This is a genomic window from Emticicia soli (genome assembly GCF_037860775.1).
GTDB lineage: Bacteria > Bacteroidota > Bacteroidia > Cytophagales > Spirosomataceae > Emticicia > Emticicia soli.
Genome location: NZ_JBBEWC010000007.1, coordinates 51,822 through 69,177 on the forward strand (window position 1 = coordinate 51,822; position 17,356 = coordinate 69,177).

13 protein-coding genes are annotated in these 17,356 nt (G+C 40.6%); 1 reads left to right on the top strand and 12 read right to left on the bottom strand.

Annotation, left to right across the window (positions count from 1 at the left end; translation table 11 throughout):
* The first annotated feature begins 19 nt into the window (after positions 1-19).
* On the top strand, positions 20-1,657 hold the full coding sequence (locus WAE64_RS12295) for a glucoamylase family protein (RefSeq protein WP_340236839.1): 1,638 nt from the start codon (positions 20-22) through the stop codon (positions 1,655-1,657).
* Positions 1,658-1,720: 63 nt separating this feature from the next.
* Here WAE64_RS12295 and WAE64_RS12300 read toward each other — a convergent pair whose 3' ends face one another.
* From WAE64_RS12300 to WAE64_RS12355, 12 genes are all read right to left on the bottom strand, one after another.
* The gene (locus WAE64_RS12300) at positions 1,721-2,494 is read right to left on the bottom strand and encodes a cupin domain-containing protein (RefSeq protein ID WP_340236841.1); all 774 of its coding nucleotides are present in this window, start codon (positions 2,492-2,494) and stop codon (positions 1,721-1,723) included.
* A 32-nt stretch (positions 2,495-2,526) separates the two neighbouring features.
* Positions 2,527-2,892 carry a DUF4406 domain-containing protein gene (locus tag WAE64_RS12305; protein WP_340236843.1) on the bottom strand — a complete coding sequence of 122 codons (366 nt, stop codon included), beginning with the start codon at positions 2,890-2,892 and terminating at the stop codon, positions 2,527-2,529.
* Between the two features lie 128 nt (positions 2,893-3,020).
* On the bottom strand, positions 3,021-4,775 hold the full coding sequence (locus WAE64_RS12310; RefSeq protein ID WP_340236845.1) for a glycoside hydrolase family 9 protein: 1,755 nt from the start codon (positions 4,773-4,775) through the stop codon (positions 3,021-3,023).
* A 95-nt stretch (positions 4,776-4,870) separates the two neighbouring features.
* Positions 4,871-5,278: a Dabb family protein gene (locus WAE64_RS12315; RefSeq protein WP_340236846.1), complete on the bottom strand. Its 408-nt coding sequence runs from the start codon at positions 5,276-5,278 to the stop codon at positions 4,871-4,873.
* A gap of 116 nt (positions 5,279-5,394) precedes the next feature.
* Complete coding sequence (locus WAE64_RS12320) at positions 5,395-7,275, bottom strand: glycoside hydrolase family 44 protein (protein WP_340236848.1); 1,881 nt, start codon at positions 7,273-7,275, stop codon at positions 5,395-5,397.
* 68 nt (positions 7,276-7,343) lie between these two features.
* The gene (mgrA, locus tag WAE64_RS12325; RefSeq protein WP_340236849.1) at positions 7,344-8,336 is read right to left on the bottom strand and encodes an L-glyceraldehyde 3-phosphate reductase; all 993 of its coding nucleotides are present in this window, start codon (positions 8,334-8,336) and stop codon (positions 7,344-7,346) included.
* Positions 8,337-8,353: 17 nt separating this feature from the next.
* A complete protein-coding gene (locus WAE64_RS12330) occupies positions 8,354-10,312 on the bottom strand; it encodes a sialate O-acetylesterase (RefSeq protein ID WP_340236854.1) in 1,959 nt (652 codons plus the stop codon).
* Positions 10,313-10,538: 226 nt separating this feature from the next.
* Positions 10,539-11,717, bottom strand: coding sequence for an AGE family epimerase/isomerase (locus WAE64_RS12335; protein WP_340236856.1), 1,179 nt, complete (start codon positions 11,715-11,717; stop codon positions 10,539-10,541).
* A 111-nt stretch (positions 11,718-11,828) separates the two neighbouring features.
* Positions 11,829-13,025, bottom strand: coding sequence for a glycoside hydrolase family 130 protein (locus WAE64_RS12340; RefSeq protein WP_340236860.1), 1,197 nt, complete (start codon positions 13,023-13,025; stop codon positions 11,829-11,831).
* A 45-nt stretch (positions 13,026-13,070) separates the two neighbouring features.
* The gene (locus tag WAE64_RS12345) at positions 13,071-14,900 is read right to left on the bottom strand and encodes a sodium:solute symporter family protein (protein ID WP_340236863.1); all 1,830 of its coding nucleotides are present in this window, start codon (positions 14,898-14,900) and stop codon (positions 13,071-13,073) included.
* A gap of 51 nt (positions 14,901-14,951) precedes the next feature.
* Positions 14,952-16,070 (bottom strand): glycoside hydrolase family 26 protein, encoded by a 1,119-nt coding sequence (locus WAE64_RS12350; RefSeq protein WP_340236866.1) that lies wholly within the window; start codon positions 16,068-16,070, stop codon positions 14,952-14,954.
* Positions 16,071-16,261: 191 nt separating this feature from the next.
* Positions 16,262-17,341: an IPT/TIG domain-containing protein gene (locus tag WAE64_RS12355; RefSeq protein WP_340236869.1), complete on the bottom strand. Its 1,080-nt coding sequence runs from the start codon at positions 17,339-17,341 to the stop codon at positions 16,262-16,264.
* Between the last annotated feature and the right edge of the window lie 15 nt (positions 17,342-17,356).

A 17,356-nucleotide genomic window follows, 5' to 3' on the forward strand; every position in this document is an offset into this window, starting at 1 on the left:
TAATTTAATTAATACAAGCATGAAAATCTTCAATTTGGGTGTCATATTGATAATGTTGCTGTGTTCTTGTAAAACCCAAAGTGTTGCCCCTGAGCAGTTTTATTTCAGAACTGTGATGGTTAACGGCAATCAGTCTGCCGGGTTTTATGCGAACAACCTTAATCTTTTGCCCAAAGTCGATATTTCCTTTTCCGCTCCGCTCAACAAAGAATCCGCCCAGTCAAATATCACTTTGCAGGAAAAAAACACATCGATTAAGGTTCCTCTGAGCCTATCATTTTCAAAAAATGATAGTGCAGTGAGTGTTGTTCCGCAACAACCATTAAAAAGCATTACGCAATACGACTTAATGGTTAATCCGGAATTAATATCAAAAAACAAGACTTTATTAAATAGCTCAATCAAATTTGGTATGACAACCAAAATTGATACGACAGATAAATTTCCTCGTATCAGCGACGATGAGCTTCTAACTTTAGTACAGAAACAGACTTTCAAGTATTTCTGGGATTTCGGTCATCCGGTTTCCGGCTTGGCTCGTGAGCGAAATACTTCGGGCGATGTGATTACTTCCGGTGGTTCGGGTTTTGGTATCATGGCTATTCCGGTAGCTATTGAGCGTGGATTTATTACCCGTAAAGAGGGGCTAGACCGAATGCTGAAAATAACCGATTTCCTTAAAAACAAGGCAAAGAGTTATCATGGGGTATATCCTCACTGGTTGAATGGAGCAACGGGCGAAACTATTCCGTTTAGTCCTGACGATAATGGTGCCGATTTGGTTGAAACAGCTTACCTGATTCAGGGTTTGTTGACAGTGCGCCAATATTTTACTTTAGGTAACGCAGAAGAAACAAAACTCAGAAAAGAAGTTAATGATATATGGGAGGCCGTAGAATGGGATTGGTTTACTAAAGGTGGCGAAAAAGTGCTTTACTGGCACTGGTCGCCAACTGTTGGTTGGAAAATGAACCACCAGATTCGTGGTTGGAACGAGTGTTTGATTACTTATTTTCTGGCTGCGGCATCGCCAACGCACAGTATTTCGAAAGACGTATACGACAATGGCTGGGCTGATAACGGCAAAATGAAAAATGGTAAAAACTACTATGGTACAGTATTGCCGTTAGGTTTTGAATATGGTGGACCGCTGTTTTTCTCTCACTATTCGTTTTTGGGTCTTGACCCTCGTAACCTGAAAGACCAATATGCTAATTATTGGGAACAAAACGTAGCACATACTAAAGTAAACTACGGTTATTGTGTGGCTAACCCGAAAGGTTATAATGGGTATGGCCCAAATTGTTGGGGACTAACTGCCAGCGATACCAACACAGGTTATGCTGCTCACTCTCCAACCGAAGATTTAGGTGTTATTACACCAACGGCAGCTTTATCGGCTATGCCTTACACGCCTAAAGAATCAATGGCGGCGTTGCATTTCTTTTATTATAAATTAGGAGACAAAATATGGAAGAATCATGGTTTTGCCGATGCTTTCAATCTGACAAACATCTGGTTTGCAGATTCGTTTCTGGCGATTGACCAAGGGCCCATTATCCTCATGATTGAAAACCATCGCACAGCATTGCTTTGGAATTTATTCATGTCGGCACCGGAGGTAAAAGTTGGTAAAACAAAACTAGGTTTTCAATAATTGACCCAACATAAAGTAAAATTTGAGAAACAAGCCCTTTGGCATTGCCAAGGGCTTTGTTTTTTATTCGAACTGAAAAGCAAAGTAGGTAACAGTGCCTTTTGTAATATTTCGGATAGCATGGGGCACTTTTGATTCCAGAAAAATAATGTCTCCAATTCCGGCTTTTATCCATTGCCCAGCTATGTGTTCCTCTGCTATGTTATCAATAGGTAAGAGTATTTCTGCAGCTCTGTGTGTATGTGGCGGGTGGCTTTCCATGCCCTCTTTCAGGGTAGTTACATGCATTTCGAAGCGCTTGGTCATTGAAGTTGGCTTATCAAAAAACTTTCTGATACCCCCTTTGTCATGCTCTTTAAAACTAACATCGTTCCAGTTTATCATAAATGAGCCGCCAGCCTGTTTGCCTCTTTCTATATTTTTAGGTTCTTTCGATTCATAGCGCATCACATAATAAGTGGCAGTGCTATTTCCTTTATTTTCAAAACCATGCTCATCGCCTGACATGATGAGTGCTACGCTACCTGTGCCTAAAGTTTGGGTTTTGCCTTCAATCGTAACAGTTAGCTCACCTTCTTTTACAATAATCAATTCTTCTTCTTCGTGCTTGTGGCTTGGGTGTGGTGTTTGTTTCGGCGAGATACTTGTAGCATGGATTTTAATGTGCTTAAAGTCAACCGAGCTACCTTCCAGCAAGAAACGCTGCTCGGTGTTTTCTTTTTTCGTTACAGGCGCATTAGCCCAATGATAAATATTAGCTTGAATAGGTTTATAAACTTCTTGTCCAAAACTGAAAAGTGAAACGCAGAAAAAGGGGAGGAGTAAATGAATTTTCATGAGGTTGAATTTAGGTGAATAATATGAATCACTTATTTAATCGCAGGAATCTCATTAACATCATAATAAATGATTTTTCCTTTTTCTTGTCCTGTGCTTATCATTTCGTCAGCGCCTTTTGATGGGCCACCTACTCTTAACACCGCTGTGCAAAAACTGATTAAATCAACTGCTACGGGGTGAAATATCTGGTTAAAGATTTCATCGCCCATTTCTTTTGAACCGGCTGTGGCAATCAGAGGAAGGGCAAACCATTCACCCAATACAGGCAAATGGCCTTTTTTATAAACCTCCAAGGCTGTTTCGTTCATCAAGTGTACATTTTTTTCAATTAGAATTGGGTCATCATTTGTACCCGAGCGATACGGCCCTGCAATCAGAATCATTTGTTGCTCCATAAAAAGAAGATTTTTAAATAAAAAATTAGGGAATGTTCGGGCTAAACATATTTAGCCTAAACATTCCCTAAATCTAAAAAATATATGCCTTATTGAGAAATCATTAAGGGCTTATTAACCCTAAAACCTCAGAATTTCTTTTGTAAGGCTTCAATCGCAGCAGCCAGATACACCATTGGTGCATTCCAGTTAATGGCGATTTCGTTAGAAGCATAAGAGCAAACATGGTCGGTAAAAGATTCATCAGCAATTTTTGTAGTGTAAGTACATTTATCTTGCTGACCCGGATTTGGCCCACCAGAAAGTAAACCCGGAACAGGCTCAACAATACCATCAGCCTCCGACGGGCGGTGGTGTGGGTGCATTACCTGCTTAGAACCATAACCTGTCAGAAACGAATATCCTGTGGCATTTCTTCCTAATAGATAATCCAGATTGCCTAAAGCAGCATTTAGATATTTCTTATCAGCTGTAATTTTATAAGCCTGCAAAAGCGCAATGCCTTGATTGGCTGCATGTGAGCTACTGCCCCACATATAATCTCTGGCAGTTTTACCCATCACAATATTATACGCTTGTTGATTAACGCCATCAAGAAGCCCATCTGCAAAACCTGTAAGCATCTTTTTCAAGGCAGGTAATGCTTCCTTTCCCTTAGGGGTCAGTATTGCCTCAGAACGAATTAAGCTATAATATCCTAGCATTCGTACCTGGCTCCATGTTGGTAATTGAAGATTAGCATCAGGAAATAAATTTACTGCCTGAGAATAAGAATCATCTTTGGTGCTTATCCAAAGTTCGGCGGCAGCCCAAATCCATTCATCGGCATTGTTTCCATCACCGTATTCGCCTGTAACTACATCTGGGTCAAACTGCTTATTTATCTCATTTTGTCTATAAAATAACTTTGGATTTGCTTTTGCCCAGTCCCACGCTTTAAGTGCGGCAGTCAGGCAAGAGTCGGCCAAACCCGGTAATTGCTTATCGCAAGGTTTAAAAATTCTGCTCGCCTGTGCCATTACAGCCACAAAATCGAGCGCCGCAGTAATACTTTTCTGAACTACATAGCGAGGTTTGGTTGCCTTATCAGGCATTACCATGCCATCAAAAGAGGCGTTGGTTAATTTATGATATACGCCACCATCGTTAGGGTCTTGCATGGTAAGCATCCATCTTAAATTCCAGAGTGATTCATCCAGTAAATCTGGTATGGCGTTGTTGCTTTCCGGAATATTAATGTCAAAGCTCTTGAAATATTCAGGGTGGTCTTCATATAACGAAAACAGCGTACCCATTGTAATGCCCGAGTTTACAATGTATTTGTTATAGTCTCCGGCATCGTACCAGCCTTTTGTTGATGAAATGACGGTATTCTCGGGACGTTCTTTACTCGCCGCCGATGGGTGTATCAAAACTTTGTCGTCAGGATGGCCTTCATTTCGCTGCCATTTGCCAGCATATTTTTCTGGTAATTTTATTGAAGCACGCTGAAAATAGAAGCCTTTTAATGAGGCTTTGGCGGCTTCTCTGTGAATATCTTTTTTGATTTCAAAAGGGTAGGAGATGCCCTTATCGTGAATAGAAATATAGTAGGTGCCTGGTTTTGTAAACGCAGAGAAATCGGCGATTTGGGTAGTTTTTTGTGAGATAACGTTGGTTCGTTGTTCTGACAATTTTCCATTGAAAACTACCTTTTTTTTATCCTTTGCTAAAATCACAAAGTCGGTTTGTTTTTCGCCTACCCAAACGGCCTCTTTAGGTGCATTAGGATAAAAACCAACCTGATTTAGCCTTATGCTTTCATTTTGAGCAAAAGCCTGTTGCAAACCAATAAAGAGAATAAGAATGCTTGCAATTTTTTTGAAGTTGAATAGTCTGGTCATGGTGATAGAGGTTTAAAAACAAAACCACACTTTATGTTAGTACCAGAAAGTGTGGCTTGAATGAGCAAAACAAGGTTTTGCCTGCAAATAGGTAATTATCTTTTAGGACCAACCGAATCGTAAACATTTACTTTTTCCCAAAGGTGTGAGTAATCTTCAACGAATTTGAGGTGAATTGGGTGTTTTTGATAAATTTCTTCTTCTTCAAGGTTATCAAAGAAACACAACCATGAGATAGAGTAATCACGCACAATTACGCTACGAGTTGTAGGGGCTGGAACACCAATATGTACCATGCGTATAGTTGGCACTTTTGATAATTTCTCTAGTCCTTCCAATAATTTTGCTTTGTCGGCTTCACTACTTGGGTTTTTCAGATAAAAATATACATGGTGTACAAATAACTCTTTGGCCGGTTTTGCTTCGGCAGTACCAATAATACTAGCAGCACCTGTGGCAAGAGCCGTATTTTTTACAAAGTTTCTACGTGATATTCCTTTCATTTTTTGTTCAATTTAATGTTTTGTGTTAATGCCAAAACTTATGCGAATAACGCAAATAACTGTCGAATTGACAATTATCTAATGATATATTCAGGAGACCCTCCGTTTTGAAACAACTACTTTTGCACTACTATTTTCTTAACAACTACTTTATTCCCTTGGCTTAAGCGGGCAAAATAAATTTTATCGGTTAAGCTAAGTTTGAGTTCTAATTGTTGATTGTCATTCGGAATAGGCTGCTCATAAATAAGTTGACCTTGTACGTCAATTATTTCAATCTTTTCGAATACCTCAGCTCCCCACTGAACAGTTATTCTCTCACTCGATGGGTTCGGAAAAACCTTAATGTTTGCCTCACTCGTTTCTTCTGTATTCAGAATAATATACTGCCCGATTTTACCTGATAGCTGTATTGAGGTAACCGACATTGGCGGCAAGGCTGCCGCTATTTTATTATTGGTAATATGGATTGAACTTTCTGTTAATGCATTTCGTGTGCTTGAGAAAAAAGTCTCGGAGCTTGGCAAAGATTTTAAACTTAGTACTTTTGCTGTTTGGTTATCAAGAATGAAATTATCAAAATTGAGTGTGACATTCTGGATAACACTTCCAGACCGATTCACCAAAACAACTGTCATAGAATCCTGACTTGCGTTTATACTTGGGTAAGCCGAAACCAAGGTTTCATTAGATGATTCGCCGAAAACTGAACTTGTTTTATTGTATTTGCTCAACAAATGCAGGGTTTCCCACATGCCGGGTTTCCAATGCCAAGGGGCAAAAATCTCAACGCCATGTTTCATAAATTCTCCCATGGTTGAGGCATACCAAACAGCTGTTGCGTTGGCATTATCTCCCTCGATGCCTATTTCGGTCATGCCGAGCGTAATGCCATGATTTGCACCTAAATATTTATCCATCCAGTCGTTTATACGGGCAAAGATGTATTCTTTATTCTGACTATTATCCCATGAGCCATTTACGTTTTTAACGCCATTTGCTCCCGGATATACATAATTCCTATCAAAGAAAACCCTATGTAATTGTACAATTTCATCATCAACTTTTGTAGACGGATAAAAATGTATATCCATCACATCGAGCAATTTTATTCCTGTTGCCTTTTGCTCTTCGGCCACCCTTTTGATGAAATATTCCAACCACGGATAATTGCGGCCTTCATGATTAATAGGTGTTGGCCAGTTGTACCATTGCCATTCGTTAGCTGTGACTGGGCCAACCAGTTTAATATCAGGAAATTTCTCACGGGCTTTTTTTGCTACGGCAAAGTATTTTTGCATAAATTCTTCGGCAGATATAGGTTTTGGTACTACATCATCGTGCGTACCACTCCATATTTCTGTTTCATTATCCATATTCCAATAGATAATCTTACTTTTATCTAAGCCCAAGCCATTTGTGCCAAACCAATGGTCGAGTATGCCTGTGGTTGAGTCAGCAGGCCATTTTTCAAGATATAAGCTTGGGTCGCCCTCGACTTTTGCTTTTGTGCCTGTGGCGTTTGGCTCACCGTTTCCGGCCAGATTCTGGTTTACCCCTTCCCACCACTGCGACCTGTTATAGCCCCAATCATTGAAATTATACACATTGGTTTTAGCTGCCCAGCCTATCAACTGAAACGCCCACATACCTTGCGCATTCGGGAAGTTGCGCTGTAAGTTTTTTGCTACATTGTCCCAATCGTTGGTGTAAACATTATTGTACCAATCAGGGTGGCTCGATAGTTTGCGTCGCCAATTGTATTTAGTACTATTGTTACCGCCGCTTTCTCTGAAAAACTTTACACCCGCATCTCGCAGGCGTGTAAGGTCTTCGGCTGATAATTGTTCATTCGGATTGGTAGAAGAGAAAGAATTGTTTTTGCCGTACAGATTGGGCGAAATAGGCTTTACCTCTTTTGTTGGGTCTATCTTAATGCTAAGCTGCGCCGAAACACTCAAACTTGCAAAAAACAGTAGTATGGATAGTTTTTTCATGGTATAACACATTTAAATTAAATCATGCTATGCAAAAGCAGCATAGCATGACTGTATACATATATTTATTAACCTAATAAAATATTCTCTATTTGTTGTAATTCATCATGGCTGAAATCAAGATTATCAAGGCATTTCAATGAGTCTTCTAATTGAGAAACACGGCTTGCGCCAATGAGCACTGATGTAACTCTATAGTCTTTTAACAACCAAGCTAATGCCATTTGAGCCAGTGTTTGCCCGCGTCCAATGGCTAAATCGTTCAATTGTCTTATTTTAGCAATGGCACCATCACTTACCTGATTTTCTTGCAAATGCCCATGCGTTTTTGCCGCTCTTGAATCTGTCGGAATCCCTTTCAGATACTTATCAGTCAATAAACCCTGTGCTAATGGTGAAAACGGAATACAGCCTACACCATTTTCGCCCAACACATCTAACAAACCACCCTCAACCCAACGCTCAAACATTGAGTATTTTGGTTGATGAATTAAGCATGGCGTACCTAATTGCTTAAGAATTTCAATGGCCTTGGCAGCATCTTCGGCTTGGTAATTTGAAATACCTACATATAAGGCTTTGCCTTGGCGCACGATTAAATCAAGCGCAGCCATTGTTTCTTCCAACGGAGTATCAGGGTCGGGGCGATGATGATAAAATATATCAACGTAGTCTAAGCCCATGCGTTTCAGACTTTGGTCGAGACTAGCCACCAAATATTTTTTTGAACCCCATTCTCCATAAGGCCCAGGCCACATAAGGTAGCCAGCTTTTGAGGAAATAATCAGTTCGTCACGGTATTGGGCGAAATCTTTTTTGAGAAGAATCCCAAAGTTTTCTTCGGCCGAGCCTGGAGGTGGGCCATAATTATTTGCCAAATCAAAATGTGTAATGCCGTTGTCGAAAGCGGTACGTAAAATGGCCCGATAATTCTCGAAAACATCGACACCACCGAAATTATGCCAGAGACCTAAAGAAATGGCAGGCAGTTTAAGCCCACTTTTACCGCATCGGCGGTAAGTCATTTTTTCATAACGCTCAGGATTTGCTATATAACTCATTATATCGTCCGTTTAAACTATTCAAATTTATTACCAATTGTCAAGCCTTTCCAGTCGTCAGTTCTGAATGGGCTTGCAGGCAGGCCATCAGCATTAAACAAATTTGCTTCTTCCGGGGCATCGGCCCAGCCGTAGCGTACTGCTACTGGTTTTACACCTTTCGGGTGATACACTACTACTTTATTACCTACGATTTCAGCTTTTGCGTAGAAGAATGTTTTATCGTCTCCGGCAATTTCGAAACCTTTCAGGTAACCAAATTTATCTTTTGCAGTTAGCCCTTTGCCAACATATTTAAAAGATAGGGTGGCTTTACCCTTATCAAATTTTACCGATTCAAACATCGGCCCTGAATGCATAACATCTTGGCCGTAGTCAAACTTTAAAGCATTTACTGCTAATCTATGCCCAACATCTTGCTTATTGGTTGGGTGAATATCTTTCGGATTTCCTACATCGGTCGTTACAGCCATTCCGGTTTTAGGTAGGCTCAGGGTCATGGTTTGGGCTTCACGAAGTTCGCCCCAGTTACTGCCTTGGTTACTGTTCTGGTAACCTCCAAAGCTTGATAACTGCACGAAATAGAATGAGAAATCGTCATTCCATTGCTTGCGCCAGTCATTAATCATAAGTGGGAAACTTTTTCTGTATTGATAGGCTCTTCCTGCATTGCTTTCGCCTTGATACCACAAAGCACCTCTGATAGCAAAAGGTACAAGTGGAGCAATCATTGAATTATAGATAGTTGTACCAACATTGTTACTTGAGTGCAAATACTCGTGCTTTTCGGCAAAAGAAGGCATAATTTTCCAATGGTCGGCCAGGCTTATTTTTAAGGCGCCATCGCTCAGATACAAATCGTCGGCAGTACCCATTAGCCCTAATCCATACCACGATGGCTCTACCATTTTGCCAAATTTTATTACTAATTTGTTATCTCCGGCTTTCCATGTATTAGCCGGGATACTGATTTTACGCACGCCCTTTACTACCCCTTTAAATATCAATTCGCCATTGATATAAATTTCATTAAGGTTATCTTGTATGCCTAAACCTAGCGTAGTTTCTTTACCAATCATTTCGGCTGGTACTTCTACCATACGTGCCATGTATCCGCTTCCACGAAACATCCAGATTCCTTTCCAGTCCCATTGGCCTAGCGGACTGCCTGCGTGCTTCCATTTTGAAAAATCATAGTTAGCTGCTGTGTATTTCTTCTCATCATCTACCGATGGGTTGATTTTATCATCACCAAATAAACTTGCTCTTGTTTTTTTATCAAGAATAGCATCGGCGTCTGTCCAGTTATCCGGTAAGTTTTGGGCATAGGCTTTCAGGTCTTCATCTGTCAGCATGGCTTCTTTGCTTATCCAGCCTTCTATTTGTGAGCCACCCCACGAAGAGTGCAACAAACCAATCGGAATATTGAGTTTTTTGTATAATTCACGGGCAAAAAAGAAACCTACGGCCGTAAAATTGCCTACATTTTCAGAAGAAGCTAATTTCCACTCACCTGATTTTAGTTCTTTTTCAGGCACCATGCTTACTTCATGTTCTACAAAAAAGTGACGGATCTGCGGATAATCAGCATCTTTCTTTTCTTCAAGGTAATTGTCAGCATTTGCCACACGCCATTCCATATTCGATTGGCCTGAGCAAAGCCATACTTCGCCAATAAGAATATCTTTTACCGATACATTACCCGATTGAGCAGAAGCAGTAAGTTGGTGCGGCCCTCCGGCCTCCATCGGTGAAAATTTTACCAGCCACTTACCTGAGGCATCAGCTTGGGCTGATTGTGTTTGGTTTGCTAATGAAACTTTTACGGTTTCGTTAGGGCTAGCCCAGCCCCACACAGGGATAGTTTTTTGTCTTTGAAGCACCACGTGGTCGGAGAACAGACGAGCCAGTTTTACTTGTGCAAATGCTGCCGAATGCAAAGCCAATAGCAGCAGAACCGATAAGCATCGTTTCATATAAGGTCGGTTAAGAAAGGGTGAATAATCTAAACCCTAAAATTATTAGATTTATGTGAGAAACTGGTTGAGTTAAATTTTTAAAATGAAAAAGAGTGGTTTTTGTTTCAGAGCAAGATTTTAAAACCGGAGTTTAGCAGAGCTAAATGAGGATTTTGAAATCTTGTTCTGAAATAAAAAACGACTTTTTCAATTAAATAAGATTAACTCAACCAGTTTCTGTTATTCAGGACAATCGTCTGATAACTTCCATGCAGGCACGGGCATTGTGATAAGGGCATTTCCAGAAACCTGCTTTATCCTGTTTTTTCATTGGCACGTTATTACCATCGAGCCCCCAATACCACTCTCCGGTTGAAGTAACCAAGGATTTTTTGATGAAGTCCCAACTGGCTAGCGAATGGTCAAGAAAAGCCTTTTGTTTGGTTATCTCATAGGCATTCAGAAAGCCCACCATCGCTTCGGCTTGCACCCACCAGTGTTTCTCTTTGTTGAGGTGATGCGGGTCTTGTTCGTTAAACATTCCTCCATCGGTATCAAGCCCTTTGGTTGATGCCTGTGCAATTTGTACGGCTAGTTTTTTTACCGGTTCTATTCGTCTTTTATCACCAAGCACTTCGGCCGCTTCTACCAGTAACCATGAGGCTTCGATGTCGTGCCCAAACGATACGATGTCAGATTTTACTGTCCAGTCGTCAGCAAAAAACAGGTGTTGTGTATGCGTTTGTTTGTCAACAATATGCTCAGAAAAATCTCTCAACAAACCTCTGATTTGTTTAGCAAGATGTTGGTTTTTCCAGACTCTATAAAGGTTTGTATAAGGCTCAATGATATGCAAATGCGTATTCATTGATTTCTTCTGGTCTTCTTTGCCTTGCGTAATTACCGTATCCTGAATAATTTTCCAGTCAGCAGTAGTTACTTCGTAGTAGCCACCGTGTTTTTTATCAAAAGCTACTTGCTCTAGTATCTGAAATAATTCAATGGCTTTATCGAGTGCTTGCTTGTCGTTGAAAGCACGGTAATATTCCGAAAAACCATAGAGCATAAAACCCTGTCCATATATTTGCTTATGGGTTTGCTTAGGATTACCCAGATAATCGACTGACCAATAGCCTCCGCTATTTTTTTGATCCCAGAAATGCGCCAACAGGTACTCGTAAGCACGGGTAGCCACTTCTTTATAAACAGGCTTTGGGTTATGAATATAGGCTGCAGAGAATGTCCAGAGGATACGGCTGTTTAGTACGAGCCCTTTCTCGGCATCTTTAATAATAGTATCATCGGCCGTGATTTTTCCGAAAAAACCTCCATGCTCTTTATCTACGGCGTGTTCTATCCAGTAGTTCAGGATATTATCGAGTTCTTTCTCAACTTCACTTTTAAATTCTTTTAGATTTATCATAGGGGTTGACGTTTAAAGGCAATAAGCCATTATATCTTTGTAATTATAGGTTACTCTACATTGGTGGAGAAAGAAAAATTATAAATATCCAACAGACGACAAGCGTAAAGTTCAGGCATTAATCAAGGTTTTGTTTTGAGTGTAGCTCAGGTTTTTTTCGATGATACTATTCAGGTTTTCAACCGATGTTGCCGAACGGAAACCATCATCTGGCGTATTCATGCAATAGTCTAACAGTTTATCGATAGTGCTTGTGGCTACATGCATACGGGTGTCTGATGATGCATAGTAGATAAACACAGTGCCATCCTCATCAAGAATCCAACCATTCGAAAATGCTACGTTCGATACATCGCCCACACGCTCGGCGCCTTCTGGTGCTATAAAATAGCCTGCAGGTTTATAGATAACTTTCGTTAGTTCGTTGAGGTCAGTCATAAACATATACAAAACGTATCGTAAACCAGCGGCGGTATTCCGAACACCATGTGCCAGATGCAACCAACCATAAGGAGTTTTTAGCGGGGCAGGGCCTTGGCCGTTTTTTACCTCATATACAGTATGATAGCGTTTTTCGTCAACAATATATTCTTTTTCTACTACTGCGTTTTCCATTGAGTCGGTAAAGCCCAGGCCGATACCGCCGCCCGTGCCTGCTTCAATGAAACCATCTTGCGGACGTGTATAAAGTGCGTATTTCCCATTAACAAACTCTGGGTGCAATACTACATTTCTTTGTTGAGGCGACGGCGTTTTTAAGTCGGGCAGACGCTCCCAGTTTATCAGGTCTTTTGTGCGGGCAATACCACATTGTGCTACTGCCGACGATTCATCGCCTTTACGGGCATTAGGGTCTTTGCGCTCGGTGCAGAATAATCCATATACCCAGCCGTCTTCGTGCGCTACCAATCTTATATCATATATATTTCCGTCAGGAATCTCCGTTTCGGGCATGGTTATGGGATAATCCCAGAACTTGAAATTATCGATACCATTCGGGCTTTCGGCAATGGCAAAAAAAGATTTACGGTCGAGCCCCTCAACCCTTACTGCCAGAATATATTTCCCTTCCCACTTAATAGCACCTGCATTGAAAGTAGCATTAATGCCGAATCTTTCCATGAGGTAGGGATTGGTATGTTGATTCAAATCATACCGCCAGAACAGGGGCGTATGTGCCGCCGTCAGTACGGGATTCCGGTAGCGGTCATAGATACCGTTGCCCGGTTCGGTTTTTTCATTCGTTAAAGTAACAAGTGCCTGATGCGCTTGCTGGAGTAACGAAAGTCTATTTTCAAAAATGGTCATTTTATAAAATTAGTTTTGTTTTAGGTAAGTATAGGATGACACTATTTAATCAGTAGGCAATTTCTGATACCAGGTTTTACGGAGTATAAGCACGCACATGGCCAACACCAGCGCAGAGATAATACTGTGCTGTGGTTTTAATAGCACAACAAATACGGGCAATGCCGTAATGGCTGTTTGTGCTATGGTACCAATCACTACATTAAACATATCTTTGCCAAAATCTTTATTGCGCTCAAATGAAGGGTTTTCTTTCAGCACTTCTGCATAAACAGGCTGCCAAAAACCCCATGGACGGACAGTCTTATAAAAACTCTTGAGAACATTTATATCAGTAGGGGGCGTGAGTAGTGAACCAGCTACGCAACCAATAAGCGACAATAATAAAATAAGTGGAAAATAATAGAGGGGCACTGTATTGCTAAAAACCGTGGGCAATATCATAGCCGAAGCAATTCCGGCAAACATACCCCAGAAAAAGCCTGAGCCGTTGAATCTCCACCAATGCCATTTCAACACATTGGCTGCTATGTATCCTCCATACAAGGCCCCCACTATCCATTGTAGAATACTGTTTACATCCTTAGCAAAAATGCCAAGCACAATGCTTATAGCCACCATAGCAATGCCCGAGACATAATTCATGCGTGAAATATCCTGATTGCTGGCCGCAGGTTTGATAGATTTCAGATAAATATCATTAACTATATAAGCCTGAGCGGCATTAAGCGTACCTGCAAAAGTGCCTATAAATGCGGCCATCAACTCAACCAGAAATAAACCCATGAGCCCAGCCGGAGCAAATTTGAGAATAGCTGATGGAAGAATACGTTCGAAATCTAATGCGCCTGCTGCGGTCTGAATATTCAGGTCTTTGTAATATAATAAGCCCAGAACCGTAAAGCCAATAATCATCAGATAACGGGTAGGGAGCAATACTATATTTACAAACATATTCATCAAGGCTGCTTCCCGGGGCGATTTAGCCGACAGAATCTTCTGCATATCATAATTAGGAGCAGGCCCGGCCAAACTTGCTAATATTCCCTTGGTAGCCATTAGTGAGAAAAATACGCCGAATGGGTCAAAATTATCTTCCTTGATTTTTGTGTTTACTTCGGGGATAATATTGCTCCAGTCGATGCCCAGATTCCAACCAAACGATAAATCAAACCAACCATCAGGTACAGGTAGGGTTTGCCCGCCCAGTTCATTTATAGCAATGTAGGCAATACTTACCGACCCTAAAAACATTAAAGCGTACTGCACTACATCGGCCCATACAATACTCGTCATGCCGCCCATAATAGAATATAATACGGCGAAAAGCGTAAATATTATTCCATAGAAATGGGCTGTAAACGATGCTGGAACTGTGAAAGGAAGGTATGGCTGAATAGCTTGAAACGGAATGAAAATTTCGATAAATTTGCCTAGACCGATAAATCCGTAAGCCATAAAACCGAGGCAACTTAATAATGCAAATGCAACAATAATTTTATGCGAACGCATGGCATCAGGCCCTGTTCCGAAACGGGTAAGCATCCATTCGGCTCCGGTAGATGCATTGGAGCGGCGCAACCATATCGACAAATAGGCAAACATAAAAACCTGATTGAATACAGGCCATAACCAAGGTAGCCAAATACTTTTTACGCCGTAAATAAACATGATGGAAACCATCCAGAGCGTACCTGAAATATCAAACATACCTGATGCGTTCGAAATACCCAACATCCACCAAGGCAATGAATTGCCTCCTAGCATATAGTCGTTTTTACTTCGCTTAGCCTTTTCTTTCATAATAAAACCTATGAAAGAAATAATAAGCAAATAAGCAATTATAACGATGCCATCTAAGAGTTGAATTTTCATAAAGTTCGGTGTTTGATATTTTCAAATATACGCACCTGCCACACTAACAGCCTATTTACTTTTATAGAAGTTTTTCTTTTTTGCACCTTTTTCTAACAAAACTTTGCCCGATTGAAACATTTTAATGAAATCGGGAGCACTAAGCTGACCTTCGTATGGCGCATAATAGTGGCGGTCGTAGCCATTTCTCCAAAGCAGAAAATACGAAATTTTTGTGTCTTGTACCACAGGTAATACAATACTTGTAAACCAGTCAGCTTCCGGAATTTTCTCTAGTCCCATTTCTGTAACAGCACAGGGTTTGTTTACTTCGCTGGCAATTTCTTCAAGCGTTGTTACCATTCGCTGAAAATCCTTTTTGAATTTTTCGTTGCTTGAGGGCGAGTTTGTATGGTAAATATCAAAGCCTACCATATCAACATAATCATTGCCCGGGTATCTTTCTAAATAGTGTTCTTTTGAGTTAAATCTGTCAGTTGAGTAGGCAATCAGCATATTGTGCACGTTTTTCTTTTTGATTAGGTAGTCAACCGTAAAACGCCACATTTTTTTATATTCATCAGCTTTGCAATGTCCTGCTCCCCACCAGAACCAAGAGCCTGTATGTTCATGAAATGGACGGAAGATAACAGGTATAAGTTCTCCTTTTTTGCCTTTTAAGTTTTTGATGAAGTCGGCCACATTGTCGAGCCAGCCTTCATATCTTTTCAGATTCTCGGTATTGTTAAAAATATTTTTTATTGTTGAATCTGCTTTATCCCAGGTATTCTTTTTAGGCTCTACCGGATTATGCAAATGCCAGCTTATTGTATTTACTCCGCCTCGGTTGTAGGTTTCTTCAATATACTGCTTCATTTTTACAAATGGTATTTTGTCGAGATTTCGGGTACTATCAAATTCGATTTTTCCTAAATCCCAGCCTAAAACAGCCGGATGCTCACCTGCCACAGTTTTAATATCTGAGCGCCCATCTTGTCCGATCCATCTTGTCCCATCAGGATTAAGGCCATAGGCAAGCCCATCTTGATGCCCTACCATTACGCCTTGCTTTTGAGTAGCTAACAGGTTGAGGTAAAGGTTTTTAGTTTCTTTAGTTGCGTTTTTATCGATCTGTGCAAAACTAAGTGTAGATACAAAAATCAATAAGAGAAAAGAGCGGGTGGTTTTCATAGGTTTGTTGAAAAATAGGGGTAGTGTTTAGCTACCCCCGGGTTATAGTGGTCAGAATAATTTGTCTGAACTTTGATTTACCTGATTTTACTGATTGAAATGATTTTGCATTAAAATGTGATTTTTAAATAATCTTGAATTAATCTTTCAGCGAAATCAAAAAAATCAGGTAAATCAAAGTTCAAGATGAATTACTTCACAAGAATCACATCATCAAAATAGAATACTTCATCTTGCTTGTCTGGCCCCTGGATTCTGAACCCAACTTGCGCAAGAGTTTTACCAGCTGACCAGAAGTCGATATCGGCTAATCTTACTTTAAAGTAGTTCCAGACACCAGCTTTCACATTTAGCTTATTAGAATCTACATAGTTTCCGAATCCGGCTTTGCTGGCATCGGTTGTAATGTATAAGGAATAATCTTCTGATGCACCTTTGATCCAGACAGATAGATATTTGTAATCGGCAGAATAAGGAACAGAAGGATACCAGTTTGTAAAGTTAATCAAGTGCCAGTTACCTTTCTGATAGTTTTTTCCCACCGATTTAGTACCACTTTTGAACTGTGCGCTTGATATAGCACCTGCATCGCCCCACGAGCCATCAGCGAAACCTTCGCCATAGCCTTCTGTAAAGATTTTAAGGGCTTTATCAAGATTTACGAACTCTTGTGTTGTTTTAAATAATCCTGTGCTGTTTACAATATCAAGTGTTGCGCTGTTTACTGCAGAAGCAGGCATCTTAACAACCAATTGTTTTTTGGTTTTAGACACAATAGTTGCTTGCTCGGTAGTTCCGGTTAGAGTAACAGAAATTACGTCGTCAAGGTTGTTACCGTCAATTGTAATCTCCGAATCTTTTGTGAAGTTATAGTTTGACACAGACGCAACTGAAGGGAAGGCCAATACTTTGAACGGAACGCTTAATTTAGCACCTGCACTATTGGTAAAGATGATGTTCTGGTCTCCGCCTGATGCATCTTCCGGTACACGGAAAATGATTGCCTCGTCGGTATTTAAAGTTGGCTGAAAACCAGCCGGAACATTGTTTTTCTCAAAAACAATTGAGCGCATATCGCCCAAACCGGTGCCTTTTAAGGTAAGCACAGTACCACCTGCCGCAGAGTCAGGTTTGATACCAGATGACTTCGGGTTACCTGGGCCAATCTGTGGTCGTCCGTCTGTATCCTCCGTACATGAACTCACGCCAAAGCCAAGTACCAGTGCAAAGCATACTAAAGTGATAATATTTTTAAATTGATATTTTTTCATTGATAGTATCATTAA